This is a genomic window from Halioglobus maricola, assembly GCF_009388985.1.
GTDB lineage: Bacteria > Pseudomonadota > Gammaproteobacteria > Pseudomonadales > Halieaceae > Halioglobus > Halioglobus maricola.
The window spans coordinates 3,143,530-3,168,511 of record NZ_CP036422.1 but is presented as its reverse complement, the minus strand read 5'-3'; the positions used below and the strand labels follow the sequence as shown (position 1 = coordinate 3,168,511).

At 57.2% G+C, this 24,982-nt stretch carries 17 protein-coding genes; 13 read left to right on the top strand and 4 right to left on the bottom strand.

Going from position 1 to position 24,982, the window contains the following annotated elements; genetic code table 11:
- Nucleotides 1-10: 10 nt before the first annotated feature.
- A complete protein-coding gene (locus EY643_RS14385; protein WP_153239885.1) occupies nucleotides 11-1,822 on the bottom strand; it encodes a two-component system response regulator in 1,812 nt (603 codons plus the stop codon).
- Nucleotides 1,823-1,953: 131 nt separating this feature from the next.
- On the opposite strand from EY643_RS14385, the gene EY643_RS14380 reads away from it, so the two are divergent.
- The gene (locus tag EY643_RS14380) at nucleotides 1,954-3,198 is read left to right on the top strand and encodes a GGDEF domain-containing protein (RefSeq protein WP_153239884.1); all 1,245 of its coding nucleotides are present in this window, start codon (nucleotides 1,954-1,956) and stop codon (nucleotides 3,196-3,198) included.
- Here EY643_RS14380 and EY643_RS14375 read toward each other — a convergent pair whose 3' ends face one another.
- Complete coding sequence (locus tag EY643_RS14375) at nucleotides 3,199-4,905, bottom strand: putative bifunctional diguanylate cyclase/phosphodiesterase (RefSeq protein WP_153239883.1); 1,707 nt, start codon at nucleotides 4,903-4,905, stop codon at nucleotides 3,199-3,201.
- A 250-nt stretch (nucleotides 4,906-5,155) separates the two neighbouring features.
- Between EY643_RS14375 and EY643_RS14370 the strand changes: the two genes are divergently transcribed.
- Together EY643_RS14370 and EY643_RS14365 are read left to right on the top strand one after the other, a co-directional pair.
- Nucleotides 5,156-5,968 (top strand): enoyl-CoA hydratase/isomerase family protein, encoded by an 813-nt coding sequence (locus EY643_RS14370; protein ID WP_153239882.1) that lies wholly within the window; start codon nucleotides 5,156-5,158, stop codon nucleotides 5,966-5,968.
- A gap of 16 nt (nucleotides 5,969-5,984) precedes the next feature.
- Complete coding sequence (locus tag EY643_RS14365) at nucleotides 5,985-7,967, top strand: DUF3604 domain-containing protein (protein ID WP_170287404.1); 1,983 nt, start codon at nucleotides 5,985-5,987, stop codon at nucleotides 7,965-7,967.
- Here EY643_RS14365 and EY643_RS14360 read toward each other — a convergent pair whose 3' ends face one another.
- Nucleotides 7,968-8,456: a nitroreductase family deazaflavin-dependent oxidoreductase gene (locus tag EY643_RS14360; protein WP_153239880.1), complete on the bottom strand. Its 489-nt coding sequence runs from the start codon at nucleotides 8,454-8,456 to the stop codon at nucleotides 7,968-7,970. It lies immediately after the preceding gene.
- Nucleotides 8,457-8,561: 105 nt separating this feature from the next.
- Here EY643_RS14360 and nadA point away from each other — a divergent pair, with 105 nt between their 5' ends.
- Nucleotides 8,562-9,635: a quinolinate synthase NadA gene (gene nadA / locus EY643_RS14355; protein WP_153239879.1), complete on the top strand. Its 1,074-nt coding sequence runs from the start codon at nucleotides 8,562-8,564 to the stop codon at nucleotides 9,633-9,635.
- 18 nt (nucleotides 9,636-9,653) lie between these two features.
- Here the strand turns inward: nadA and EY643_RS14350 are convergent, their stop codons facing one another.
- Nucleotides 9,654-11,063, bottom strand: a complete 1,410-nt coding sequence (locus EY643_RS14350) for a M48 family metalloprotease (RefSeq protein WP_153241059.1) — start codon at nucleotides 11,061-11,063, stop codon at nucleotides 9,654-9,656.
- Between the two features lie 229 nt (nucleotides 11,064-11,292).
- On the opposite strand from EY643_RS14350, the gene EY643_RS14345 reads away from it, so the two are divergent.
- The 9 genes from EY643_RS14345 to EY643_RS14305 all read left to right on the top strand — a co-directional run bounded on the left by EY643_RS14345 (nucleotide 11,293) and on the right by EY643_RS14305 (nucleotide 24,910).
- Nucleotides 11,293-11,523, top strand: a complete 231-nt coding sequence (locus tag EY643_RS14345) for a sulfurtransferase TusA family protein (RefSeq protein WP_153239878.1) — start codon at nucleotides 11,293-11,295, stop codon at nucleotides 11,521-11,523.
- 15 nt (nucleotides 11,524-11,538) lie between these two features.
- Nucleotides 11,539-12,636, top strand: coding sequence for an AI-2E family transporter (locus tag EY643_RS14340; protein WP_153239877.1), 1,098 nt, complete (start codon nucleotides 11,539-11,541; stop codon nucleotides 12,634-12,636).
- 3 nt (nucleotides 12,637-12,639) lie between these two features.
- The gene (locus EY643_RS14335; protein ID WP_240732715.1) at nucleotides 12,640-15,513 is read left to right on the top strand and encodes an insulinase family protein; all 2,874 of its coding nucleotides are present in this window, start codon (nucleotides 12,640-12,642) and stop codon (nucleotides 15,511-15,513) included.
- Between the two features lie 242 nt (nucleotides 15,514-15,755).
- Nucleotides 15,756-18,407: a pyruvate dehydrogenase (acetyl-transferring), homodimeric type gene (aceE, locus tag EY643_RS14330; protein WP_153239876.1), complete on the top strand. Its 2,652-nt coding sequence runs from the start codon at nucleotides 15,756-15,758 to the stop codon at nucleotides 18,405-18,407.
- A gap of 17 nt (nucleotides 18,408-18,424) precedes the next feature.
- Nucleotides 18,425-20,062 carry a dihydrolipoyllysine-residue acetyltransferase gene (gene aceF / locus EY643_RS14325; RefSeq protein WP_153239875.1) on the top strand — a complete coding sequence of 546 codons (1,638 nt, stop codon included), beginning with the start codon at nucleotides 18,425-18,427 and terminating at the stop codon, nucleotides 20,060-20,062.
- Between the two features lie 94 nt (nucleotides 20,063-20,156).
- Nucleotides 20,157-21,053: a hypothetical protein gene (locus EY643_RS14320; RefSeq protein WP_153239874.1), complete on the top strand. Its 897-nt coding sequence runs from the start codon at nucleotides 20,157-20,159 to the stop codon at nucleotides 21,051-21,053.
- Nucleotides 21,050-21,880: an HAD-IIB family hydrolase gene (locus EY643_RS14315; protein ID WP_153239873.1), complete on the top strand. Its 831-nt coding sequence runs from the start codon at nucleotides 21,050-21,052 to the stop codon at nucleotides 21,878-21,880. The genes EY643_RS14320 and EY643_RS14315 overlap by 4 nt, the downstream gene beginning before the upstream one ends.
- A 16-nt stretch (nucleotides 21,881-21,896) precedes the next feature.
- A complete protein-coding gene (locus tag EY643_RS14310) occupies nucleotides 21,897-23,126 on the top strand; it encodes a glycosyltransferase family protein (protein WP_153239872.1) in 1,230 nt (409 codons plus the stop codon).
- A 35-nt stretch (nucleotides 23,127-23,161) separates the two neighbouring features.
- On the top strand, nucleotides 23,162-24,910 hold the full coding sequence (locus EY643_RS14305; RefSeq protein ID WP_240732714.1) for a sugar phosphorylase: 1,749 nt from the start codon (nucleotides 23,162-23,164) through the stop codon (nucleotides 24,908-24,910).
- The last annotated feature ends 72 nt before the right edge of the window (nucleotides 24,911-24,982 follow it).

Genomic DNA, 24,982 nt, shown 5'->3' with positions numbered 1-24,982 from the left:
TGGGTTTGAATCAGTGCTGCTCTGCAGGAATAAGGTCCTGGGAGAAATTCTGCTGCAGCATGTCTGGTACGTCTTCGGGGTAGAGAGGTCGGGCGAAGAAGTAGCCCTGGAGCAGGTGGCAGCCTTTGGCGACGAGATAATCCAATTGAGGCTTCTCTTCTATGCCCTCGGCAATAACACGCAGGTTCAAGGTGTTGGAAAGCGCGATAATCGCATCGACAATGCCCGCACCGTCGGTGGTGTCCAGGTCTGCTACGAAGCTCTGGTCAATCTTCAGCGTGTCGATGGGGAAACGCTTCAGATAGCTCAACGAGGAGTAGCCGGTACCGAAGTCGTCCACGGCCACATCCAGCCCGAGTTCCTTCAACTGTCCGAGTTTCTTAATGTTTGCCGGCGCATCGGTCATGATCGCGCTCTCTGTGAGTTCCAGCTCGAGGCGGCTGGCTGGAAGTTTGGCATTATCCAGAAAGCGCTTGATGCGTCGGGGCAGGTCGTCCTGGTTGAACTGGATGGGTGAGATATTCACGCACACCCGAAATTCTGGCAACCCGAGGGAGTCCCAGTAGCGGCAGTGGCGGTCTACCTCACCCAGTACCCAGTCACCCAGTTCGATGATCTGGCCGGTACGCTCGGCAACCGGGATAAAATCCAGTGGCGAGATCATGCCGCGCTCCGGATGCTTCCAGCGCATCAGGGCCTCCATGCTAACCACCGCGCCGGTGCGGGTATCGATCTGGGGCTGGTAGCGAAGTTCCAGCTGATTGCTGCTCATTGCGTAGCGCAGCTCTTCTTCCATCTTGAGCTGTTCCACGGCACGCGCGTTCATTTCCTCATTGTAGAAGCGGAAGCATGCGCGGCCGGCGGCCTTGGCTACATACATGGCCGTGTCGGCATTGCGGATCAGGGCATCGGGATCCTCGCCGTCCTGCGGGAAGACTGCGATACCAATACTTGGGGTTACCACCGGATTGTGCGATTGCAGTGAAATAGGTTCCGACAGTGTGTGCAGTATGCGCTTGGCCACTTTTTCGATGTGGCTGATGTCGTTCACATCGGACAGTACAACAGTGAACTCGTCGCCGCCCAGGCGCGCGATCTCGGTGTTGCTGGTGAAGGCTTCCTCTGTGCTTGCGTCATTGTCGGTGTAGTAGTTGATCGCGTCGTCTTCGCGCAGTTCTACCGTGAGCCGCTTGGCAATCTCTACCAACAGGCGATCGCCACGGCTATGACCGATGGAATCGTTGATGCGTTTGAAATGGTCAAGGTCGATAAAGAGAAGCGCAGCACCGGTTTCGTGTCGGCGACAGCGTTTCAGAATTCGATTCAACTGCTCGTTGAAGCTGCGCCGGTTGGGCAGGCTGGTGAGCGGGTCGTAGTAGGCGAGGTAACGCAGGCGGTCTTCCTGACGTTTGAGCGAGTTGAATGCGTCGGAGGCGCGCAGCATATATTGCACGTCGCGGCCCAGGAGTGACCAGTTGACGGGCTTGGTTTTGTACTGGGTGGCGCCGGCTTCAAAGCCCTGGTCGATGGACTTGCGGTCATCGGAACCCGTCACAATCATGATCGGGATCGATTCACCCTGAGGCATCTGGCGAATGCGCTGGCAGACTTCCAGGCCAGTCATTCCAGGCATTTCAACATCGAGGAACACAAGGTCGGGGCGCTCTCGAGCGAACACATCCAGCGCCTCGGTGCCATCGGCGGCCTCGACTACCACCATGTCTTCTGCTTCCAGACACTGGCGTGTGAGAAGACGAACGTTGAAGTCGTCGTCGCAAACTAGAATTTTGGCGCGGTAGTGAGCGCGGTCGTCGCTGGGCATGATTAGAAGCGGAAAATTTTTTGAGAGTGAGGTAGGCTATCATCACTAACAACGCCCGCCTAGCCCGAATAATAAAAGCATCGGGGTTATCGGTGGAGCAGAATCATTTATGGGGGAGTGACGGACTGAGCATGCGAGTACATCTGTCTGCAGGATACAGGCTGGTGGTTCCTTTGTTGCTCGTTGCGCTGGCTATGTGGGCGCGCAGCTTTGCCTCTCAGTTGGGGCAGGAAGCCAGTATTTTCCTCGACTATTTACCTTATTTCCTCTGCCTTATCTGCTGTGGGCTGGCGTGGATGTTTAATCGTCTGCGTCTGGCGCTGGCTGCGCTGGCCTCTACTGGCCTCTATTTACTGATCAAGTTCCACCTGCAGGTGAGCCTGACCCAGCCGGCAGCCGGTCAGCTCTTTCTTTTTGCCGGTCTGGCCCTCGCTGTGGGTATCACCTATCTGCTGGTGGTGCGGGACTATGGCTTGCTCACGCTGCGTAGTTTGCTGATGGTTGTCGTATTCACCGCGCTGCTGGGGCTTTGCTATGCGGCGTCGGGTTGGATAGGCACCACTGAGGCTGTCTGGGCGGAGAAATTCGCCGCGCCTACGCATGAGGAGTACATGCTCTCACGCGCGGTGTCCTGGCTGATTGCAGGGGCGGCCCTGGTCGCGATCTATCTGGTGCTGGCGCGCGACGATGAAACAGAGAGCGCCTTATTCGGGGCGCTGCTGGCAGGTTTCTGTGCGCTCGCATTTCTCCATCTCGAGTATATTTCTGTTGTGATGGCGTGTGCCGGCCTGCTGTCGGTGGGTTGGGGGTTACTGCGTGGCTCGCATTCCATGGCTTATCGCGACGAACTCACTGGCTTGCCGGGTCGCAGGGCGCTTAACGAGCGTCTGCAAAGCCTTGGGCGCAACTATAGTATCGCGATGGTGGATGTCGACCATTTCAAGAAATTCAACGACACCCATGGCCATGACGTGGGCGACGAGGTGCTCAAGCTTGTCGCTTCGCGTATTCGCCGGGTTGGGGGCGGCGGCACAGCTTACCGCTATGGTGGTGAGGAGTTTTGCGTTGTCTTCCCGCGGAAGTCGGCGGACGAATGCGCCGGCGCGCTGGATAAGGCGCGGGAGGGGATATCAAATTACCGTATGTCTATTCGTGATCAGGGCAAGCGCCCGGTCAAAGCAAAAGAGGGCACGCGCCGCCGTGGCGCTACACGGCTCTCTGCTGAATCGGTGTATGTCACGGTCAGTGCGGGGATTGCCAATCGCGACGACGATTTGCAGACGCCCGAGGAAGTGCTTGCGGCAGCCGACAAGCAGCTCTATCGCGCCAAGCGCGGGGGGCGCAATCGCGTAGCCTGGCCAGGCTCGAGAAAGTAATCAGGAAAAGAGTGGGTCGTTGCGCTTGAGGCGCTGCTCTTCCACAAAACGGGGGATTTGTTGTAGCGGTATTGCCGGGCTGTAGTAAAAACCCTGCACCTGCTGGCAGTGTTTCTCGCGCAGGTATTCCACCTGCTCATAGGTTTCTGCGCCCTCTGCAACCACTAACATACCCAGACGGCGAGCCATCTCGATGATCATGGTGCACACGGCTTCCTGGTGCGCATTGTAGGGCAGGTCACGTACAAAACAGGCGTCAATCTTCAGGGCAGAAATCGGTAGCTCGGTCAGGTGCGAAAGCTGCGAGAACCCGGTGCCAAAATCATCCAGCGAGAAAGAGACGCCCAGTAGGCGCAGTTCATCCATTCGCTCTTTAATCGCATCCGGGCTCTTGAGAATCGTGGTCTCGGTCAACTCAAGTTCAAGTTTGGAGGCATCGGTGCCGGTGCGGCTGATGATGTCCTTGACGATGTCTACGAAGCGATCGTCCTGAATCTGGGAGAAGGAGATGTTGACAGCAACATCCACATTGCGAATACCCTGTTCTTCGATCCAGACCTGGGCTGCGCAAGCGTGTTGAATCACCTGGTAACCGATGGTTTTCATCAGGCCCATATCTTCGCAGGCAGACAGGAATTCACCTGGGCAGAGGAGACCCCGCTCCGGGTGGTTCCAGCGCAGTAGCGCTTCAAGGCCCACCAGCGCACCTGTTTCCAGGTCGACGCGGGGCTGGTAGTGCAGCTCAAACTGATTTTTGCGCACCGCGGTGCGGAGTTCTGCCGCCAGCGAGGTGGCGCCGGAATCGTCAAAGGTCAGTTGCTCGGAGTAGCGAATAAACTTGTTGCCATCAACGGTCTTGGCCTGCTGCATCGCGCTGCGAGCACTCTCTACAAGCTCGGAAAACTCTTTGTTGTCATCCGGATACATCGCCGCGCCGATGCTGGCGTCGATAGAGACTTGTTGCTCACTCAGGATCATGGGTGCGGCGATGGACTTGAGCATTTTTTCGGCAATCAATTCAACGTCAGCAAACGAGTTAACGTCTTCGAGCACTACTGCGAATTCATCACCGCCGAGGCGCGCAATACTGTCGGTGCTGCGCATCTTGTTGATCAGCCTGCGTGAAATCGTTTTTATCAGTAGGTCGCCATCCGCCTCGCCGTAGTGGTCGTTGATATTGGCGAACTGATCCATGTTGATATAGAGGAGGGCAGTATTGAATCCGTAGCGCGAGGAGCGTTCCATAGCGCGCTCAAGATGCGCGCGGAAGCCGACGCGGTTGAGTGCGCCGGTGAGGCTGTCGCGATTGGACAACTGCTGGATTTTGTCCTTGGCCTGCTTGAGCTGGATGCAGTAATCGAGAATGCGGTGAACGAGAGCGTCCTGAATCTGGCCGCGAATCAGGTAGTCCTGCGCGCCAAGGTCCCGCAGCTGTTCCAGTGTGGTCTGTTCGGGGTTATCCAGTACTAGTATCAGGGGAATTGTAGCGTCATGCTTCTGGGCCAATCGGAGCAGGTACTCGGTCTCCGGGCCGTAGGACATGATGACGACATCAATAGCCGGGTCTAGCAGGGCCTCCAGCGGGCGCTCCATCGATTCGGAGTTTGCCAGCTGAAACTGCTTGAGAGGCGAGCGCTCAAGGCATTCCGACAGTACCAGGTGGTCTGTCTGGTTCTCTGAGATGATGAGTACGGTGTGTTGTGCCACCAATTCGCCCTGAATGCCCGTTTATAGTCGTGAAGCCCGCTCTCTGCCCAATTTCGAAGCGGTGCCCCTTATTCTTTATATAACATGAAGTTATACGGAATAATTCAGCGGAATTCTAGTGGATGTTTATTAAAAATTACCGAACTAGCGCTCAGTGAGCGAAGCCGCTAACGATTCGTGGCCCCCGCCGGCATTGTGGCGGGGTGGGCATGTATTAAGCTGAGTGAGTATTCCAGCCTATAAAACTATTATGAATGACGAATTACTACTGCAGATAAATGATGGTATTGGGCTTATCACCCTCAACCGGCCCGAGGCTCACAACACCCTGACTTCGGGTGTAATAGAAGGCTTGGGCGCAGCTTATAAGCAGTGCGATGAGGATGATGCTGTGCGTGTGGTGGTGGTCACCGGCGCCGGCAGGAGTTTTTGTGCCGGCGCTGATATGAGTGGCGGCGGGGCAACCTTCGACAGTGATTCGGTCGCGGTGGAAGTTGACTCTTGCCCCCTCAGCACCCAGGCCTGGGATGTGCGCAAGCCGGTCATTGCGGCTTGCAATGGTCATGCAGTGGGCGCTGGTCTGGGAATGGCGATGCAAGCAGATATGCGGGTCTTCGCCGATGAGGCTAAGTACGGCTTTCTGCAGGCGCGCCGAGGCGTGGTCACCGATTTCGCCATGGAGTATGTGCTGCCGCGAGTGATCGGGATGGAGCGGGCATTGGAATTACTGATGCGCGGTCAGCGCCTCAGCGGACAGGAGGCGGTAGCCTGGGGCCTGGCCGGTCGCAGCGTACCTGCCGAGCAGGTTTTGGACACCGCGATGGATATCGCCCGGGATATTGCTGTGAACAGTGCACCGCTGGCAATGGCTTTCCACAAGCGTTTGCTTTGGAAAGGCATGGATATGGACCTTGGGGAATTCGCCGGGCTAGAGAGCAGGGCGCTTAACCTCAGCATGACCAAGCCGGACGCGATTGAGGGCGGTATGGCGTATTTTGAGCGGCGCCCTCCTGAATGGACGGGGTCGGTCTCCACAGAGTGGCCGGATTGGATGGAGGATTGAGGCGATGCATAGCCGAGTGAGAGTAGTCTCAATTGTGCTGGCAGGCATGGTGTTGTCGGCCTGCGGCAAAGGTCTTGAACCTCCCTCCGAGTCGGCCTATGCAGCGAAGGACTTCAGTGCTGGCCAGGTGGCTGAACCCTGCGCATCCAGCGACCCCAATCGACAGGCACTGTTTGGTGATTTGCACATTCACACGGCCTATTCCAATGACGCCTGGAATTTTGATGTCCGCATGGAGCCGGCGGATGCCTATCGCTATGCCTTCGGCGGCCCGCTGCAACTGCCCTTGGGTGATGACCACAAGGCACGGGAAGTGTATATCGACCGGCCGCTGGATTTCGCTGGCGTTACCGACCACGCGGAATTTTTTGGTGAGCAGGATGTGTGTTTCGATCCGGTGGCTGCTGGCTATAGCAGTAGCTTCTGTGAGGTGATGCGCAGCGGCAATGGTCGCGCCCCACAATTGGTGATGCAAATTATGTCGCCGTTTTCCAAGCGCCGCGCGGACGTGTGTGGCGAAGAGGGTGCTGACTGTGCCGCACGCGCCGCCGAATACTGGCGCAACACCATTGATGCCGCACAAGCCTGGCAGGACACCAGTAGCGACTGCCAGCGCACAGCCTTCGTGGCCTATGAATACAGTTCTTTCCGCCTGGGCTCCAATCTGCACCGCAACGTGATATTCCGCAATGCGGCCGTCCTGCAGCGCCCTGTTAGCTATATCGATGTGCACCGTGAGTGGGACCTGTGGCGTATTCTGAAGGAGCAGTGCATAGAGAGCGGTACGGGCTGCGATGTACTCGCGATCCCCCACAACCCCAACATTAGCAACGGACGTATGTTTGCAGTGGATTACCCCGGCGCCGATAGTATCGAGGAACAAGCTGATCGCGCTCGGCTGCGTCAGCAGATAGAACCGCTGGTGGAAATTACCCAGCACAAGGGCGATTCGGAGTGCCGCAATGGGCTCGAGGGTGTGCTCGGAGCGGAAGATGAGCTGTGTGATCTGGAGCGCTTCGAGGATTTGGCCTTTGCCCGTTTCGTGGGGGAAGGCGAGCAACCGGGCCAGTGTTACAGCGGCCCTCTGGCCGACTGGCTGCCGCATCTTGGTCCCAACTGCCTGGATCGCAAGAGTTATGTGCGCTATGCCCTGGTAGAAGGTCTCAAGGAGGAGCAGCGTATTGGCGTCAATCCCTTTAAGTTCGGCATCATGGCCAGCACGGACACGCACAATGCTACTAGCGGCGGCGTGCAGGAAGCGGCCTTCGAAGGACATTTGGGTAACGGTGACTCTCGCGCCGAACAGCGCGCGAGTTTCAGCAGTGAGAATGAAGGCAATGCCTACAATAATCCGGGCGGCCTGATCGGAGTGTGGGCAACGGAGAATTCACGCGACTCGATTTTTGATGCCATGCAGCGCAAGGAAACCTTCGGTACCAGTGGGCCTCGCATCCAGCCGCGCTTTTTTGGCGCCTGGGATTTACCCTCAGATCTATGCGGCGATCCGCAAATGTTGGATAAGGCTTATGCTCAGGCGGTCCCGATGGGCGCAGATCTTCCTGCGCGCGCATCTGATGCGCCTACTTTCCTGGTGGCAGCCAATGCGGACGGCGGCACCGCGGCTTATCCGGGTACGCCGTTACAGCAATTGCAGGTGATAAAAGGATGGGCCGACGATGAAGGTAACCACCACCAGCGAGTATTTGAGGTCGCTGGCGACCCAGATAACGGCGCCGACGTGGACATGGATACCTGTCGCCCTCGAGGCGAGGGCTTTGCCCAGCTCTGTACCGTGTGGCAAGACCCGGAGTTCGATCCTCAGAGTTCAGCCATCTATTATTTGCGCGCGGTGGAGAACCCCAGTTGTCGCTATTCAGCCCAGCAGTGCCTGGCGCTGCCTGAGGCGGACCGGCCGGCTGATTGTGCCGACCCGGTGTTTGAACCTGTTATTCAGGAACGGGCCTGGAGTTCACCGATCTGGTACACACCTCGCGGCTAATTACACGGGTTCGCAGTTGAAGACCGGGATATTGCGGTCGGTGCGGGCCTGGTATTCGTCAAAATCGGCGTAGGTGTCTACAAGTAGCGGCCACAGTGCGGCTTTCTCCTCGTCATCGACTTGCCGGGCAATGTATTCCCGCTCCTGGCCGTCCGCCATAATCTTGATCTGTGGATGTGCCTTCAGGTTGTAGTACCACACTGGGTTCTTGGGCATGCCGCCCGAGGACGCCACCAGTAGTTTGTTCTCGCCATGACGGATGTGGATCAGGGGGATATGGCGAGTCTTACCGGATTTGGCGCCAGTCATTGTCACCAGACACACCGGCCCGCCGAGGAACGACTTCATCAGCCGGCCCTTGCTCATGCGGAAGACGCTGGCCTGGGCTTTGCTGCCCCAGCGCAGGAATGCCTTGATCGCCGGCAACTGGCTTTCCTTGTACTGGAACACGTCCTCGCGCTTGGTTTTTACATAATCGTATTTCTTCATTGTTGTTCTATCCGCAGATTGGATGCGACAGCTTATAGGACGATTTCACTGCTGCCAATCTGTGCTAGAATCGCGGCCTGTTTGCCCCTCCACATTCCGAAATTTATGAGCATAGCAACCGACAAACTGGAAACGATTCGCCAGCAGGTACAGCATCATCTTGACCATGCTGAACAGCGCCGCAGTGATCCTGCTCGCGAAGCCGAGCTGAAAGCCCTGATCAAGGCCCGCTTGATCGAGGAAAATGCGACCATCGTGGCCCATTACTACACCTCGCCCGTGGTGCAGGCACTTGCCGAGGAAACCGGCGGTTGCGTGTCAGACTCCCTGGAAATGGCGCGCTTTGGCCACGATCACCCCGCTGAGACTCTGGTGGTGGCCGGGGTAAAGTTCATGGGCGAAACGGCCAAGATTCTCACGCCTGAGAAGCGGGTTCTGATGCCTACTCTCGAGGCGACCTGTTCTCTCGATTTGGGCTGCCCCATCGAGGAGTTTTCCGAGTTCTGTGATCAGCACCCGGATCGCAAAGTGGTTGTATACGCCAACACCTCCGCCGCGGTCAAAGCGCGAGCTGACTGGGTGGTAACGTCCAGTATCGCTCTGGACGTAGCCGAGCATCTGGCCGAGCAGGATGAGAAGATCATCTGGGCGCCGGACCAGCATCTGGGCGACTACGTGAGACGCGAGACCGGCGCCGATATCATCATGTGGGACGGCGCGTGCATCGTGCACGAGGAGTTCAAAGCGCGCGGCATCGCAGACCTCAAGAACGTCTATCCGGACGCCGCTGTGCTGGTGCACCCTGAGTCACCCGCGTCGGTGTTGGAGCTTGCCGATCGGGTGGGATCGACCACTCAGATTATTCGCGCGTCCCAGGAAATGGACAACCAGCGCTTTATCGTGGCCACCGATCAGGGCATTTTCTACAAGCTGCAACAGCTATCGCCGGACAAAGAGTTCATTATCGCGCCCACCGCGGGTGAAGGGGCCACGTGTCGCAGCTGTGCGAATTGTCCCTGGATGGCAATGAATGAACTGGAAACCCTGGCAAGCGTTTTCGACCGGAATGACAACGAAGTCTTCGTCGATCCTGCTCTGGGTGAGCGGGCCATGGTGCCGCTGCGGCGCATGCTCGACTTTGCCGCCGAGCTCAATGTCACTGTGAAAGGTAATGCCTGACGTAGACAAGCGCCTCTGCTAGAGGCTTTCCATTTGCTGTCGTAGCAGCGCCACATCGCGCAGGCGCTGTTGGATCTGGGCCGAGGTGTGGTAATCATTCTGGGTGAGTTTGAGGGCGTAGTTAAGCTGTCGCTCTGCCTCGTCCAGGATGCCATTCAGAATGAAGTATTCCGCTCTTGAACGGTGCAGCCCGGCGATATTTCCCGACAGGCCCTGTACTTCCGCAAGCAGGTACCACAGGCCTGGGTCGTGGGGCCGGCGAGTGCTTTGTGCCAACAGCACTTCTTCCGCTATATGCGATTCGCCATTAGCCATGAGAGCAGTGGCGTAGCTCATGGTGAGCGGATGATTGCCTGGGCTCAGCTCCAGTTGTCGGGCGAGTTTCTTCGCCGCTTTTTCCGGTGCGTTGCGTGCCATCTCGATGTCAGCGTCTGCCAGAATGTATTCCAATCGATCGGGGTTGCTCGACCAGATAGCGTCCAGCGTAAGAGCTGCCTCATCCGCGCGGCCCGCCTCTGTCAGTGCAAGCACCAGGCCATATTGCGCCGCTTCTTCTGAACGGGGCGTGCCGGACAGCTCCCCTTTGAAGCGCTGCACGGCCTCTTCAGGCGTGTTGGCCAGTTGCACGTAGGCGCGTGCGCGCATGAGCTGGTAGTCCAGGCTTATCGGGCGCATCATCTTCGGGTACAGCCGGGCCCGGTTGCGGGTGTCGGCAATTCGGTTTTCTGATAGTGGGTGGGTGCGCATAAACTCAGGAATGCGCTCGCCACTGGAATAGCGCGAAGACTGCAGCATACGCTCAAACATTGCCGGGGCCGCATGTGGGTCCATCCCGGCTTCAACCATGGTTTGCATGCCTACCCGGTCGGCTTCCTGCTCATTGCTGCGGCTGTAACGCAAGGCATTGTTCTGGGCGGCGGCCTGGCTCGCCGCGAGGGCTGCCATGCCAGCGTCACCACCGGCGGTGGCCATGAGCACCAGTCCGGCGAGCATGCCCGCCAGATTCACCGGCGCCTGGGAGCGTTGGAATTCCACGCCCCGGGAAAAGTGGCGCTGGCTCAGGTGCGCTAGTTCGTGGGCGAGGACCGTGGCCAATTCGTCTTCGGTCTGGGCATACAACAGCAGGCCGTTGTGCACGCCGATCACCCCGCCGGGTACGGCGAAGGCGTTGATAGTTGCATTGTCGACCACCACCAACTCCAGGCGTCGGTCCTCCAGCTTGCTGTGAATCGCCAACTCGTAGATCAGGTTTTCGAGATAGTCGAACATCAAGGGGTCGGTGACGGTAGGCACCTGGCTGCGAAATATCTTCAGCCAGGTTCGGCCCAACTGATGTTCATACTCTGCGGAAAACAAGCTGGTGCTGGATTCGCCCAGGTTGGGCAGCTTGAGCTCTTCAGTGTTGGCTGAAACGGGGGCCGCCAGCATGGTGCAGAGCAGCAGTGCAGTCAGGCGCAGAAAGGGGGCTGCCGATTGGCGGATAAATAGCACTAACTCAGACCAGGTTGCTTGTGAACTTCAGGTGCCGGGCATTGTACTGCAACCGGCCGCACTTGGGGCAATACCCCGTGGTGAGTTAGAGGGCGGGGTTCAGTCAAAGTTCATTCACAGGAGTGTAATGCGTATACTGTGGCGCTTCTGGAGGTAAGAATCGCACATGACAGAACCGGTAGAACTGGACGCCAAGGGCCTGGATTGCCCGATGCCCTTGCTCAAGGCCAAGCGCGCGCTCAATACCATGGCCGCGGGGGAGCGCCTGCGCATCCTGGCGACCGACCAGGGATCCATGCGTGATTTCAGGGTATTTGCCGAGCAATCGGGCAATGAGCTCCTGTCTTCACAGGAAACCGCCGACGGCGTTTACATCCACCTCATCGAAAAGGCCTAGGGACGGAACTGACTGATGCTGGACATCTTCAACAAGTGGTACAAGCGCTATCTATTCGAGGAGGAGGCGATCCTCCTGCTGGTCATGTTGGCGATCTCGATAGCGTTGCTGGTGACTATCGGCGATATTCTCGCGCCGCTGCTCGCGGCGATGGTACTGGCGTTCCTGATGCAGGGGATTTCGTCCAAGCTGCAGGGTTATGGCCTGCCTCAGTGGGTGGGGGTGAGTGTCTCGTTCCTGATTTTTGTCGGCGCGTTTTTCGCGGTGACCCTGGGGCTGTTGCCGCTGGCTTGGCGTCAGTTCCTGAGCCTGGCTTCGGAGTTGCCTGCAATGCTGGGCAAAGGCCAGCAGTTGCTGGCGGTGTTACCTGAGCGGTACCCCGATTTCTTCAGTGAGCAGCAGATGAGTGACCTGGTGAGTATGGCCCAGGCCGAGGCGGCCAATCTGGGGCAGTTCGTCGTGACCCAGGGCCTGGCCAATATCAGCGGGCTGTTCTCACTGATGGTGTACATGATCCTAATACCTATTCTTGTTTTCTTTTTCCTGCGTGACCGGGAGCTGATCCTCAATTGGCTTGGTGAGTTCCTGCCGGAGAAAAGGCCGTTGCTGAAGCGAATCTGGTCTGAGATGAATTTGCAATTCGCCAATTATGCTCGCGGCAAAGTCATCGAAATTATTGTGGTGGGGGCTGTGAGCTACGTGGCTTTCGCGTGGATGGGGCTCAACTATGCCGCGCTGTTGGCGCTGCTTGTCGGCCTCTCTGTGATCATTCCCTATATCGGCGCAGTCATCGTCACCCTGCCGGTTGTGCTGGTAGGTTTCTTTCAGTGGGGCTTCGCCAGTGAATTTTATACGCTGTGTGTTGTCTATCTTGTGATCCAGGGTCTGGATGGCAACGTGTTGGTACCTTTCCTCTTTTCAGAGGCGGTGAACCTGCATCCTGTGGCCATCATTCTCGCAATACTGTTTTTTGGCGGTATCTGGGGTATGTGGGGGGTGTTTTTTGCAATTCCCCTGGCGACTCTTATCAAAGCCATTATCTATGCCTGGCCGAGCCGGGATAGTAATCCGCTTGAGTTGCCACCCCCTGATACCGAAACTGCTTTGGAGTAATTGATGTCGGTTGTAACCTCCGGGCGCCAGCGTTCGCTGATGCCCTTGTCGTTTGTTGTTTCTTTTTTAGTCGTATTGATTACTGCCTGTACGGGTTCGCCTAACCCAGGGGTATCGCCGGTACAGAGCCCGAATGACGACAGGCAGTATCGCCTGCTTACGCTGGAAAACCAGATGCAGGTGCTATTGATCTCCGACCCGCAGACACCCAAAGCCGCCGCGTCCCTGGATGTGAATGTAGGGCACGCCGAAAATCCGGATGACCGCGGAGGCCTTGCCCATTTCCTTGAGCATATGTTGTTCCTGGGTACGGACAAGTACCCGGACCCGGCAGAATACGAGAAGTTTGTCACCGAGCATGGCGGTAATCGCAACGCCTATACGAGCTTCGAGCACACTAACTATTTCTTTGATATCGATGCTGCCTACTTGCCGGAGGCCCTGGATCGTTTCGCCCAGTTCTTTATCTCTCCACGCTTTGATGAAGAGCTGGTAGACAAGGAGAAGAATGCAGTTCAGTCCGAATACCAGATGGGCTTGAAGAGCGACTCCCGCCGCGGCCTCGATGTGCTGCAGGAAGTGATGAATCCCGAGCACCCCTTCAGCCGATTCTCGGTCGGCAGCCTGGACACGCTGGCGGATACGCCGCAGGCCAGCGTGCGCGATGATTTGTTGGTGTTCTACGACAAGTACTATTCCGCCAATCTGATGCGGTTGGTGGTGCTGGGTGCTGGGTCCCTGGATGAGCTGGAATCGATGGTTGCCCCGATGTTCTCACCGGTGCCCAACAAGGCATTCGAGCACGAGACAATAGCTGCACCCCTGTTTACTGCGGGTGAATTGCCGGCGATGCTGCAGATTAAGCCCCAGGCGACGCGCCGCTTGCTGCAGGTGATGTTCCCACTTGACGATTATCGCGACGATTACCGCGTAAAACCGATGTCCTATCTGGGCAATCTGGTGGGCCATGAGGGCGAGGGCAGTTTGTTGTCGCAGCTCAAGGCCGAAGGCCTGGCCGAATCGCTGTCAGCGGGCTCCGGCCTCGGTTGGCGAGGCGGTTCGCTGTTCAATGTCAGCGTCACGTTGACAGAGGAAGGGGTGGAAAACTACGACCGGGTAGTTCAGCTGCTGTTCAATTATCTGGACATGGTGCGCGAGGCGGGGCCGAAGCGCTGGCTGTACGAAGAGCAATCGCGCGTGGCAGAGCTGGCGTTTCGTTTCAAGGAGCGCGCGGAGCCCATAAACTATGTCGCGTCCCTTGCCAGTAGCATGCACTATTACGCGCCCGAGGATGTGTTGCAGGGCAACTACATCATGAGCGATTACCAGGCGCAGATGCTTGAGGATATGTTCAGTCATCTTGAGCCAGCCAATGCGCTGGTCATTCTTGATGATCAGAGTGTGAGCACAGATCGCGTGTCCGAGCACTATGGTGCGCCTTATTCGATAGCACAAGTCCGCGAGGCGCAACTCGCGGTATGGCAGGGCGACGCGGGTGAGCTGCCGCTGGCGCTGCCGGCGGCTAACGAATTTATTGTTGACGATGTTGCGCTGGTAAGTGTCGACAAGGCCTCTGCGGGAAACCCCAAGCTGGTGCTCAACGAGCCACGCAAGCGCATCTGGTTTGCCCAGGATGATGAGTACCGCATTCCGAAGGGCGCGATGTATGTGAATTTCCGCTCGCCGGAAGTCGGGCAAAACGCGGAGCAGGCGGCGATGGCTGCGCTCTACACGTCCCTGCTGCGTGATCAGGTCAACGAGTACACTTATCCCGCACTCTTGGCAGGTCTCAATTTCAGCTTCTACAAGCATGCGCAGGGGGTCAGTCTGCGCATCAGTGGTTATACCGACAAGCAGTTCGTGTTGCTGAAAGACATCTTGGCCGACATTGCCGAGACGGGGTTCGATCAGCAGCGTTTCGATAATATCCGCGCCAACTTTGTTCGCTCTCTGGAGAACGCAGTGGCCAAGCGACCGTCCAGCCAGGTGTTCGACGACTTGCGCGAATCCCTTTTGCACGGAGAGTGGGGCGAGCAGGCACTGATTGCAGCGCTGCAATCTACAGAGCTCGATACGCTCAATGCCTATGCAGCGAGTTTCTGGGCCAGTGCGAGTGCGGAAGCACTCATTTACGGCAATTACACCGATGCCGCAGTGGACGACCTGGCAGGCATGCTCGATATGGTGGTGCCCTCCGGTAAGCCCCCCGCGCTGTCACCACTTCAGGTGACAAAGCTCGCTGAAGGGGAGCGCGCGCTCTTTCCAGTGAGCGTAGAACACGACGACGCCGTGCTGGCCTGGTACCTGCAGGGAGCGGGCAATAGCTGGCAAGATCGCGCGGCAACAGCGCTCACGGCGCAGATTATGAAGTCCGGCTTCTTCCAGCAGCTGCGTACCGAACAGCAATTGGGCTACATTGTGCAGGCGTTCTCATGGTCGCAGCTGGATGTGCCCGGCCTGGTGATGCTGATTCAGTCTCCAGTGGCTGACAGTGCCGCGCTGGCAGAGGCGATGGAGGCCTACCTTGGAAGGGTAGAGGGGGAACTGGATGAAGAGCAGTATCTCCGCCATCGCCGAGTACTGGTCAATGAAATTAATCGTCCGCAGAAGAACATGTGGGAGCGTGCTGAATTTTACTGGCAGTCAATCGCCAAGAAGCGCTATGCGTTCGATGGCCGGGAGCAGTTAGCCGAGGCAGTGGAGGCTATGACACTTGCCGACTGGTCGGCGTACTACCGGCAGAACTTCCTCAGCCTCTCTCGTTCCCTGCAGGTCGCGGCGCCTGGCAAGTGGGGAGTATTGCCAACAGGTGACCAGCAGGAGTATCCCTCTGCCGCCGAAATCAAAGCTTCCCACAATGTTTACATCATTGAGTAGTTTTGTAACAAAACTACAAAAAATAGGCTGATTTAGCCCTAATTAACGTCCCAAAATGGAACTGATGTTCCATTTTACCCCTGCATAGTGTAATATTTTTACAGATTCAGTCGCCTGGGCAATAAAGCCCGGCGACTTTCTTTGTATCTACTATACTGGGATGACGTGTTTTCAAGCTGTTGGTTCCAAAAGGAAACTATAAGAAAACCATAAGTATCCCCTGATGTTCGCAGGTGAATAGCATGGCAGAAGATAAAGATCCTATAGAGACGAAAGAGTGGCTGGACGCGCTTGACGAGGTCATTCGCAACAGTGGTCCGGAGCGCGCCAACCACCTGATGATGGAATTGGGGCGTCACGCCCTGGACAACCAGGTGAAATTGCCCGACTCCATCACCACGCCTTTTGTAAACACCATCTCCCCCGCGGACGAGAAGCGCATGCCCGGCGACCTGTTCATGGAGCGTCGGATTCGCTCGCTGGTGCGCTGGAATGCGCTGGCCATGGTCATGCGCGCCAATGACAATGACGAGGGTCTTGGCGGGCATATCTCCAGTTTCTCGTCCAGCGCCACTCTCTACGACGTGGGCTTCAACTACTTCTTCCGCGGCAGCGACGGCGATCATCCGGGTGACCTGGTGTTCTATCAGGGCCACTCCGCCCCCGGTATGTACGCTCGTTCCTATCTCGAAGGGCGCCTGAGTGAAGGTCAACTGGATAACTTCCGCCGCGAGGTGGATGGCAATGGTCTGTCCTCCTATCCCCATCCCTGGCTGATGCCTGACTACTGGCAGTTCCCCACAGTCTCCATGGGTCTTGGCCCGATCCAGGCGATTTATCAGGCGCGGGTTATGAAATACCAACAGCACCGAGGCCTGGTTGAGCACGGTGATCGCAATGTCTGGTGCTTTATGGGCGACGGTGAGTGTGACGAGCCCGAATCACTGGGGGCCATCTCCCTCGCCGGGCGCGAAAAGATGGGCAACCTGAACTTCGTCATCAACTGCAATCTGCAGCGCCTGGATGGCCCGGTGCGCGGCAACGGCAAGATCATCCAGGAACTGGAAGGTGTGTTCCGCGGCGCTGGCTGGAATGTGATCAAGGTGATCTGGGGCCGCAAGTGGGATCCCCTGCTTGCCAATGATGAAAGCGGTCGCCTGCGTCAGCGCATGGACGAGGTGTGCGACGGTGAGTTGCAGAACTACAAGTACAACGGTGGCGCTTATACCCGTGAGCACTTTTTCGGCAAGTATCCTGAGAGTCTCGAACTGGTTCAGGATCTTTCGGATGATGAGATCATGTATCTCAATCGCGGCGGTCACGACCCCTACAAGGTGTACGCAGCTTATGCCGAGGCAGTCGCCGAAACCGAGCGGCCGACAGTCATCCTTGCCATGACCGTGAAAGGGTATGGTATGGGCGAAGCGGGAGAGGCGAATAACGAGACTCACTCCCTGAAAAAGCTCGACATTGATAGCCTCAAGGCGTTCCGTGATCGCTTCGGCATCCCGATCAATGATGAAGAGTTGGCGACCGTACCCTACTACAAGCCGGAAGAAGACAGCCCGGAGATGCGTTACATGCGCCAGCGCCGGGAAGAGCTGGGAGGAATGATCCCCTCCCGCCGCAGCGAGATGCAGCTGCTGAAAACGCCGCCACTGGATGCGTTTTCGAAACAGCTCGAAAGTAGTGGCAAGCGGGCTATCTCGACAACCATGGCTTTTGTGCGCATGCTGTCCAATCTGGTGAAGGACAAAGAGATTGGCGAGCGCATTGTGCCTATCGTGCCGGATGAGGCGCGTACTTTCGGTATGGAAGGTATGTTCCGTCAGCTGGGTATTTACTCTTCTGTTGGTCAGCGTTACACGCCTCACGACGCCGGCCAGATCATGTTCTATAAGGAAGATATCCAGGGTCAGATTCTGGAAGAGGGTATCAATGAAGCCGGTGCATTTTCCGCCTGGCTGGCAGCGGCTACCTCCTACAGCACCAGTGCCTACCCCATGGTGCCGTTCTATATTTACTATTCCATGTTTGGCTTCCAGCGTATCGGCGACCTGGCCTGGGCGGCCGGCGATTGCCAGGCACGCGGCTTCCTGATTGGCGCGACTGCTGGCCGGACGACACTCAATGGCGAAGGCCTGCAGCATCAGGATGGCCATAGCCACATTCAGGCCAGCACCATTCCCAACTGTGTCAGCTATGATCCTACTTACGCTTATGAGCTGGCGGTGATTGTGCAGGATGGTCTGCGCCGCATGTACCAGGAAGGTGAGAACAAGTTCTACTACATCACCACGATGAATGAGAACTACGTGCAGTCCGCCATGCCGGAAGGTGCTGAAGAAGGCATCATCAAGGGCATGTACAGCTTGCGCAAGAGTGACGCCAAGCACGGGATGCGGGTTCAGTTGATGGGTGCCGGGACGATCCTGCGTGAAGTAGAAGCTGCTGCGGAGATCCTGGAGAGCAAGTACAGCGTGAGTGCGGATGTCTGGAGCCTGACGTCCGTCAATGAGCTGCAGCGAGAGGGCAAGGCAGCCTTGCGCTGGAATATGCTGCACCCGGAAGAAACGCCGAAGGTGCCGTATGTTACCCAGTTATTGGAAGGTGCCGAAGGCCCTGTGGTCGCAGCAACGGATTATATGAAGTCTTACACCGACCAGATTCGTGAATTTATCCCGACGCATTTCACTGCCCTGGGCACTGACGGCTTTGGTCGCTCCGACACGCGCGCCAAGCTGCGTGATTTCTTCGAGGTGAGCCGCGAATTTGTGGTGCTGGCGGCACTTAAGGCACTGGCGGACGAAGGTCTCATAGAAGTTTCCACCGTCTCCGCGGCTATGGCGGATCTCGGTATTTCAGCGGACAAAATTGACCCTGTGACGGTGTAATAAAAAAGGACAATAACGTGGCTAAGCAAGAAGTAACCGTACCCGATATTGGTGGCGCCGAAGGGGCCGAAGTCATCGAGCTGCTGGTGGCAGTAGGCGACGAGGTTGAAGTCGACCAGGGCCTTTGTGTGGTGGAGTCAGACAAGGCGTCGATGGAAATTCCCTCGTCAGTAGCTGGCACCGTGGTTGAGTTGTTGGTGGCTGAAGGTCAGGAATTGGCCGAGGGCGCGCTGGTCGCGATCATTGAAGCAGCGGGCGACGCTCCTGCCGCTGCCCCGGCAGAAGAGACTCCTGAGGCGCCGCCTGCGTCCAGCCCTGCGGCCGAAACAGAACCTGTATCCCAGCCAGAACCGGCACCTGTGGCAGCTGCGGCTGCGCCCGAGATAGTGGCGGTCCCAGACATAGGAACCGACGATGCTGTCGAGCTGATAGAGATTCCCGTCAGCGTTGGCGATACCGTTGCCGAGGGCGATTCACTGGTCGTGCTCGAGTCAGACAAGGCCTCGATGGAGGTTCCCGCTCCATTCGCGGGAGAGGTGCTGGAGATTCGTGTCAGTGAAGGCGATCAGGTCAAGCAGGGCGACGAGTTGCTCGTATTGCAAGGCTCAGCAGCATCTGCGCCTGTGCCCGCGGCAGTCAGTGAGCCGGCACCTGCCCCGGTTGCTTCTCAGCCAGTAGCTGCCGCGGCGTCACCTGCGCCTGCACCAGGCAAACCCACGCCTTTGACTCAGTCAGAGCCTGCCAGCGCCGGTGCGGGTGTTTATGCAGGGCCTGCGGTGCGCAAATTAGCCCGCGAATTTGGCGTGCCTCTGGCGGAAGTCACCGGCACTGGCCCCAGAGGTCGTTTGCTCAAGGAAGACCTGCATGCCTTTGTGCAGCAGCGCATCAAGTCACCCGCTGCAGCGGCCAGCACTGGTGCCGGCATTCCTGTCATACCGGAAATGGATTTCAGTCAGTTTGGTGATGTAGAAGTGACCCAGCGGTCCAAAATGGACAAGGTCACTGCCAATAATATGCAGCGCAGCTGGCTTAACGTGCCTCACGTCACTCAGTATGACGACGCGGACATCACTGATCTCGAAGCCTTCCGCGGGAGCATGAAAGCTGAAGCAGAGCGCCGGGGTGTCAAGCTCACGCCCATGCCGTTCTTGCTGAAGGCCTGTGCAGTGGCCCTTCGGGACAACCCCAAGTTTTGCTCCTCCATAGCCGACGGGGGCGAGTCGCTGGTTTACAAGAAGTACATCCACATAGGCATGGCGGTGGATACCCCCGCCGGTCTTGTGGTCCCGGTGATCCGCGATGTCGACAAGAAGAGCATCTGGGAGCTGGCTGAGGAAGTGATTGAAGTCGCGGGCAAGGCGCGCGATCGCAAGCTACGGCCCGTGGATATGCAGGGTGGGTGCTTCACTATTTCAAGCCTGGGTGGCATCGGCGGAACCGGTTTTACGCCGATTGTTAATGCGCCGGAAGTTGGCATTCTGGGCGTTTCCAGAGCGGACATGAAGCCGGTCTGGAACGGTGCAGAATTTGAGCCTCGGAAAATGTTGCCTCTATGTTTGTCCTACGACCATCGCGTGATCAATGGCGGTGACGGCGGCCGCTTTATGACTCAGTTGGTATCTCTACTGGGGGATATCCGCCAGATCATCATGTAGGGCTCACCATTTTGGTGCCATTGGCCACTCTTGGTGCCGTTGGCATAGAAACTGCTACATTCGGAGTAATACTATTCCGCAAGATGGTAAAACGATGGCCGAGCAAGGCCCAGACTGGCAAGAAGCGTTCCTGCAGGCGCATGCACTGCCCCCGGCTTATCTGGATAGCGCACTGAAATGGTTCGCCCCTGTGGCGAACTTGTTGGTGGAGCACCAAAACGGTGCGCGCCGGCCGCTGTTGGTCGCTGTGAATGGCAGCCAGGGCTCGGGCAAGAGTACCCTCTGTGCGTACCTCGTCTCCCGCTTTCGCCACGAGCATGGCCTCGTGGCGCTCTCGCTCTCTCTGGATGATTTCTATCTGACGCGCGCCGAGCGGCAAGAACTCGCGGCAAGTGTTCACCCGCTATTCGCGACCCGGGGCGTGCCTGGTACGCACGATATGGCGTTGCTGCTAAAGACGCTTGAGGCGATGCTGGCAGGTGAGACCCCGGTCATTCCCCGTTTCGACAAAGCGACCGATGACAGAGCGCCTGCCGAGGCCTGGGAATACCCTGAGGCCCCGGTAGATATTATTCTGTTGGAAGGCTGGTGCCTCGGGGCTCGGTCGGTGGACACAGCAGAGCTCGCAGTCCCGGTCAATGCGCTGGAGTCGCTCGAGGATACTGATGGGGCCTGGCGCGATAGAGTAAACCAGGCACTCGCGACGGATTTTCCCGTGCTCTACGATCTTGTCGACGAGTGGTTGATGCTCAAGGCGCCGTCCTTTGACTGCGTCTATCGCTGGCGCCTGGAACAGGAGGAAAAGCTCGCGCAGCGGCGTGCCGGAAGCGGTGTTATGTCGGCTGAAGAAGTCGGTCGCTTTATCCAGCACTACCAGCGTGTAACTAATCACTGCCTGCAGCAATTGCCGCGGCGGGTTAACCACCTGTTTACCCTGGATTCTGATCGCAAGATCGAATCCTATCTGGCTGCACCCGGAGTTAGGGGATGACCGGACGGCTTGTTTTTACCGACCTTGACGGCACGCTGCTCGACCATCACAGCTATAGCTTTGCGCCCGCACTACCTGCTCTGGAGCAGTTGGCGCAGCTCGGGGTGCCGGTGATTCCCACCACCAGTAAAACCCGGGCGGAGATCGAATCTATCAGGATGGCGCTTGGCAATGAGCATCCGTTCATCGTCGAAAATGGCGCGGCTGTTTTCATTCCTGTGGGCTATTTTTCCAGCCAACCGCTGGGCACAGTAGAGCGCGATGGATACTGGATCCATGAGCGTTCGCTATCACGCAGTCACTGGCTTGAGCACTTGGCGGTGCTGAGTCATCAGTACCCAGGCCAGTTTGAGTCATTCTCCAGTGCAGGCGTTGACGGTATCGTGGCGATGACTGGGCTCTCATCCGAGGCAGCGAGACTTGCCAATCATCGCGAATACAGCGAGCCCGTGCGATGGCTGGGCAGTGATGATAACAAGGCCGAATTTGTCGCCCGGCTACGGCAGAAAGGTGCCAACCCATTACAGGGTGGGCGCTTTCTCTCAGTGGCGGGCGATTGTGACAAGGGCCGAGCGCTCGTCTGGCTGCGCCAGGCGTTCGCCGAGGCCTGGCAGATTGAACAGGTCGCGGACCTGGCTGCTGGCGACAGCGGCAATGACGTGGCCATGTTAGAGGCGGCACAGACTGCCCTGGTGATACGTTCGCCGGTTAACGATTTCCCTGAGTTGAAGCGTACCGGTGATGTCATTTACAGCGATGCGTTCGGCCCCGCGGGCTGGGCCAAAGGAGTCGAGCACTGGCTTGCCTCCACGCACAGCGCAAGCTGAATAAAAGGAATAAAAGATGGGCGATTTTTACCAGAACGGCATCATCACGACGCTGCACAATTTATCGGACAGGCCAGTGGAGGAGCTCGAGGCAGACTTGCTGGGTTTTTCTCGTGAGCGGCCGCTTGGCCTGATACTGCCGTCACTCTATTCCGAGTTGGAAGGGGAGGCGCTACCGAAGATTATCGACGAGCTGAAACCGGCGAGTTATCTCTCGGAGATTGTCATCGGTCTCGATCGGGCGACTGAAGGCCAGTATCGGGCGGCGCTGAAATTTTTTGGTCAACTGCCACAGCGTCACCGTGTGCTGTGGAATGAGGGTCCGCGGCTACAAGCGCTGGACGCACAGTTGCAGGCGCAGGATCTTGCGCCAAAAGAGTTAGGGAAGGGGCGCAACGTCTGGTACTGCATGGGTTACGTGCTCGCGTCAAATCGCACGGAATCTGTAGCCCTGCATGATTGCGATATCGTGACTTACGAACGTTCAATGCTGGCGCGGCTGATCTATCCTGTGGCCCACCCGCGTTTCAATTACGAATTCTGCAAGGGTTATTACGCTCGCGTTGCCGGCGGCAAGATCAATGGCCGCGTTAGTCGCTTGCTGGTGACGCCTTTACTGCGGGCCCTCAAGAAGTGTCTGGGTGAGATGGAGTACCTGGAGTACATGGACAGTTTCCGCTATCCCCTGGCGGGTGAGTTCTCGTTCCGCCGGGATGTGCTAAACGACATTCGCATTCCCAGCGACTGGGGGCTTGAAATTGGCGTACTGTCCGAGATGTATCGCAATTATGCGAACAATCGCCTGTGTCAGGCAGATATCGCCGATATCTACGACCACAAGCACCAGGAGCTCTCGGCCGAGGATGACCAGGGTGGGCTATCGAAAATGTCCATCGATATCACCAAAGCCTTGATCCGTAAACTGGCGACTCGCGGCGTGACCTTTAACACGGAGCTTTTCCGTTCGATCAAGGCTACCTACTATCGCATCGCCCTGGATTTTGTCGAGACTTACCATAACGATGCAGTGATGAATGGCTTAACCCTCGATATCCACAATGAGGAGAAGGCGGTTGAGATGTTTGCGGAGAATATTATGAAAGCGGGTGAGGCCTTCCTGGCCAGGCCTATGGAGCGGCCGTTTATTCCCAGCTGGAGTCGCGTGATTAGTGCGCTCCCGGATGTACTTGAGCAGCTGCACGAGGCGGTGGAAGCTGATCACCGGGACTTTGGGCAGGGGGAGTAGGTAGGTAAATGCTGCAGCGAGGTAGGGAACAAGCGATGTTGCTGGATAGGGTTCAACACCATGTGGATTTGATCTACCGGAGCAATCCGTTGGACGCTAACCTGGATGGCCTGGCGGAGGAGCTGCTGGGGTTGATGCGATTGGATGCGTGTATCACGCCGCCAGCACAATACGTCAATTACTGGACCCAGCGCGACGCCATTGCCATCACCTACGGCGACACTATTCTTCAAGAGGGCGAGAAGCCGCTGGTTACATTGAAGCGCTTCTTCGATAAGTACAGCGACGGCCTGCTTACCGGCGTCCATATTCTGCCTTTCTATCCCTGGAGTTCCGATGATGGCTTTTCGGTACTGGATTACTCCAGTGTGAATGAGTCACTAGGTGCCTGGGATGACGTAGAGAGCATTGCCTCTGATTACGACCTGATGGCCGACCTGGTGATTAATCACTGTTCCTCTCGCAGTCTTTGGTTCCAGAATTTTCTGAAAGATGAGTCGCCAGGTAAGGGCTACTTTTATACCGCGTCACCGGATGACGATTTGAGTCATGTCGTTCGTCCGCGCACTTCCGATCTGTTGCGCGAGGTGGAAACCACCGATGGCACCCGCTATGTGTGGTGCACCTTCAGCCACGATCAGGTCGATCTTGATTTCCGCAATCCGGAGGTGCTCAAGCAATTTGTCACCATCGTGCGCCACTACCTGGATAAGGGGGTGCGTATTTTTCGCCTGGACGCAGTAGCCTTTCTTTGGAAGGTGCCTGGTACCAGTAGCCTCAATCTGGAGGAGACTCACGAGGTGGTGCGCCTGTTTCGTACGTTGGTCGAGCACGCGGTGCCCGGGGCGCTGTTGATTACCGAAACAAATATTCCCAACCAGCAGAACCTCTCTTACTTCGGTAATTCCAACGAAGCTCATTGCATCTACAATTTTTCACTGCCGCCGCTGCTGGTTAACACGCTTGTCACCGGCAACTGCAAGCACCTTAAGATGTGGATGATGAGCATGCCGCCCGCCCAGAACGGCACCGCTTATTTCAACTTTATCGCGTCACATGACGGCATCGGTCTGCGGCCGGCAGAGGGGTTGCTGAGTGACCAGGAGTTGGAGTCGCTGGTCGACACCATGAGCCATTTTGGTGGCCATGTTTCCTACCGTGCGCTGGAAAACGGCCAGAGCAAACCCTACGAAATCAACATATCCCTGTTCGATGCGCTGCAGGGAACCACCTCTGGACCTGATGCCTGGGGTGTTGACCGCTTTGTCTGTGCTCACGCCATCATGCTAGGTCTAGAAGGTATCCCGGGTATTTATATTCACAGTTTGCTGGGTACTCGCAACGACTACGATCGGGTCGAGAACGCCGGGCACTATCGGGCCATCAACCGGCATCAGTGGGAGTATGGGGCCCTGGAGGCGGCTCTTGCGCGCGAGGAGTCCACTCACGCTCAGGTGCTGGCCCGAATCAAGGCCTTGCTCGGTATTCGCCGGGAGCAGGCAGCTTTCCACCCCAATGCCACCCAGTTCACGCTGCATCTGGGTGAAGGCATATTTGGCTTCTGGCGTCAGAGTATGGATCGCCGCCAGAGTGTATTTTGCATCAGCAATATTTCCGACAAGGTGTTGCCGCTGTCACTCTCGGATATCAATTTGATTGGCACGGATGACTGGATAGAGCTGATCAGCGGTATTCACTATCACGGTCGCGACGAGGTCATTGACGTGCAGCCCTACCAAACGTTGTGGATTACTAATCTGGCGGGATACTCCGACGCTCTCTGAGATTTTTCCCCGCTGAGGGGCGCTTTTCTTCTACGCTGCAAGGCCTGAGCAGGCGCCTCAGGCTGTGCTAAA

What these genes read in the sequence shown, in the direction of transcription:
- EY643_RS14385 (WP_153239885.1), bottom strand. Translation starts at nt 1,822, where the DNA reads ATGCCCAGCGACGACCGCGCTCACTACCGCGCCAAAATTCTAGTTTGC.
- EY643_RS14380 (WP_153239884.1), top strand. Translation starts at nt 1,954, where the DNA reads ATGCGAGTACATCTGTCTGCAGGATACAGGCTGGTGGTTCCTTTGTTG.
- EY643_RS14370 (WP_153239882.1), top strand. Translation starts at nt 5,156, where the DNA reads ATGAATGACGAATTACTACTGCAGATAAATGATGGTATTGGGCTTATC.
- EY643_RS14360 (WP_153239880.1), bottom strand. Translation starts at nt 8,456, where the DNA reads ATGAAGAAATACGATTATGTAAAAACCAAGCGCGAGGACGTGTTCCAG.
- nadA (WP_153239879.1), top strand. Translation starts at nt 8,562, where the DNA reads ATGAGCATAGCAACCGACAAACTGGAAACGATTCGCCAGCAGGTACAG.
- EY643_RS14350 (WP_153241059.1), bottom strand. Translation starts at nt 11,063, where the DNA reads ATGCTGGCGGCCCCCGTTTCAGCCAACACTGAAGAGCTCAAGCTGCCC.
- EY643_RS14345 (WP_153239878.1), top strand. Translation starts at nt 11,293, where the DNA reads ATGACAGAACCGGTAGAACTGGACGCCAAGGGCCTGGATTGCCCGATG.
- EY643_RS14340 (WP_153239877.1), top strand. Translation starts at nt 11,539, where the DNA reads ATGCTGGACATCTTCAACAAGTGGTACAAGCGCTATCTATTCGAGGAG.
- EY643_RS14335 (WP_240732715.1), top strand. Translation starts at nt 12,640, where the DNA reads ATGTCGGTTGTAACCTCCGGGCGCCAGCGTTCGCTGATGCCCTTGTCG.
- aceE (WP_153239876.1), top strand. Translation starts at nt 15,756, where the DNA reads ATGGCAGAAGATAAAGATCCTATAGAGACGAAAGAGTGGCTGGACGCG.
- EY643_RS14320 (WP_153239874.1), top strand. Translation starts at nt 20,157, where the DNA reads ATGGCCGAGCAAGGCCCAGACTGGCAAGAAGCGTTCCTGCAGGCGCAT.
- EY643_RS14315 (WP_153239873.1), top strand. Translation starts at nt 21,050, where the DNA reads ATGACCGGACGGCTTGTTTTTACCGACCTTGACGGCACGCTGCTCGAC.
- EY643_RS14310 (WP_153239872.1), top strand. Translation starts at nt 21,897, where the DNA reads ATGGGCGATTTTTACCAGAACGGCATCATCACGACGCTGCACAATTTA.
- EY643_RS14305 (WP_240732714.1), top strand. Translation starts at nt 23,162, where the DNA reads ATGTTGCTGGATAGGGTTCAACACCATGTGGATTTGATCTACCGGAGC.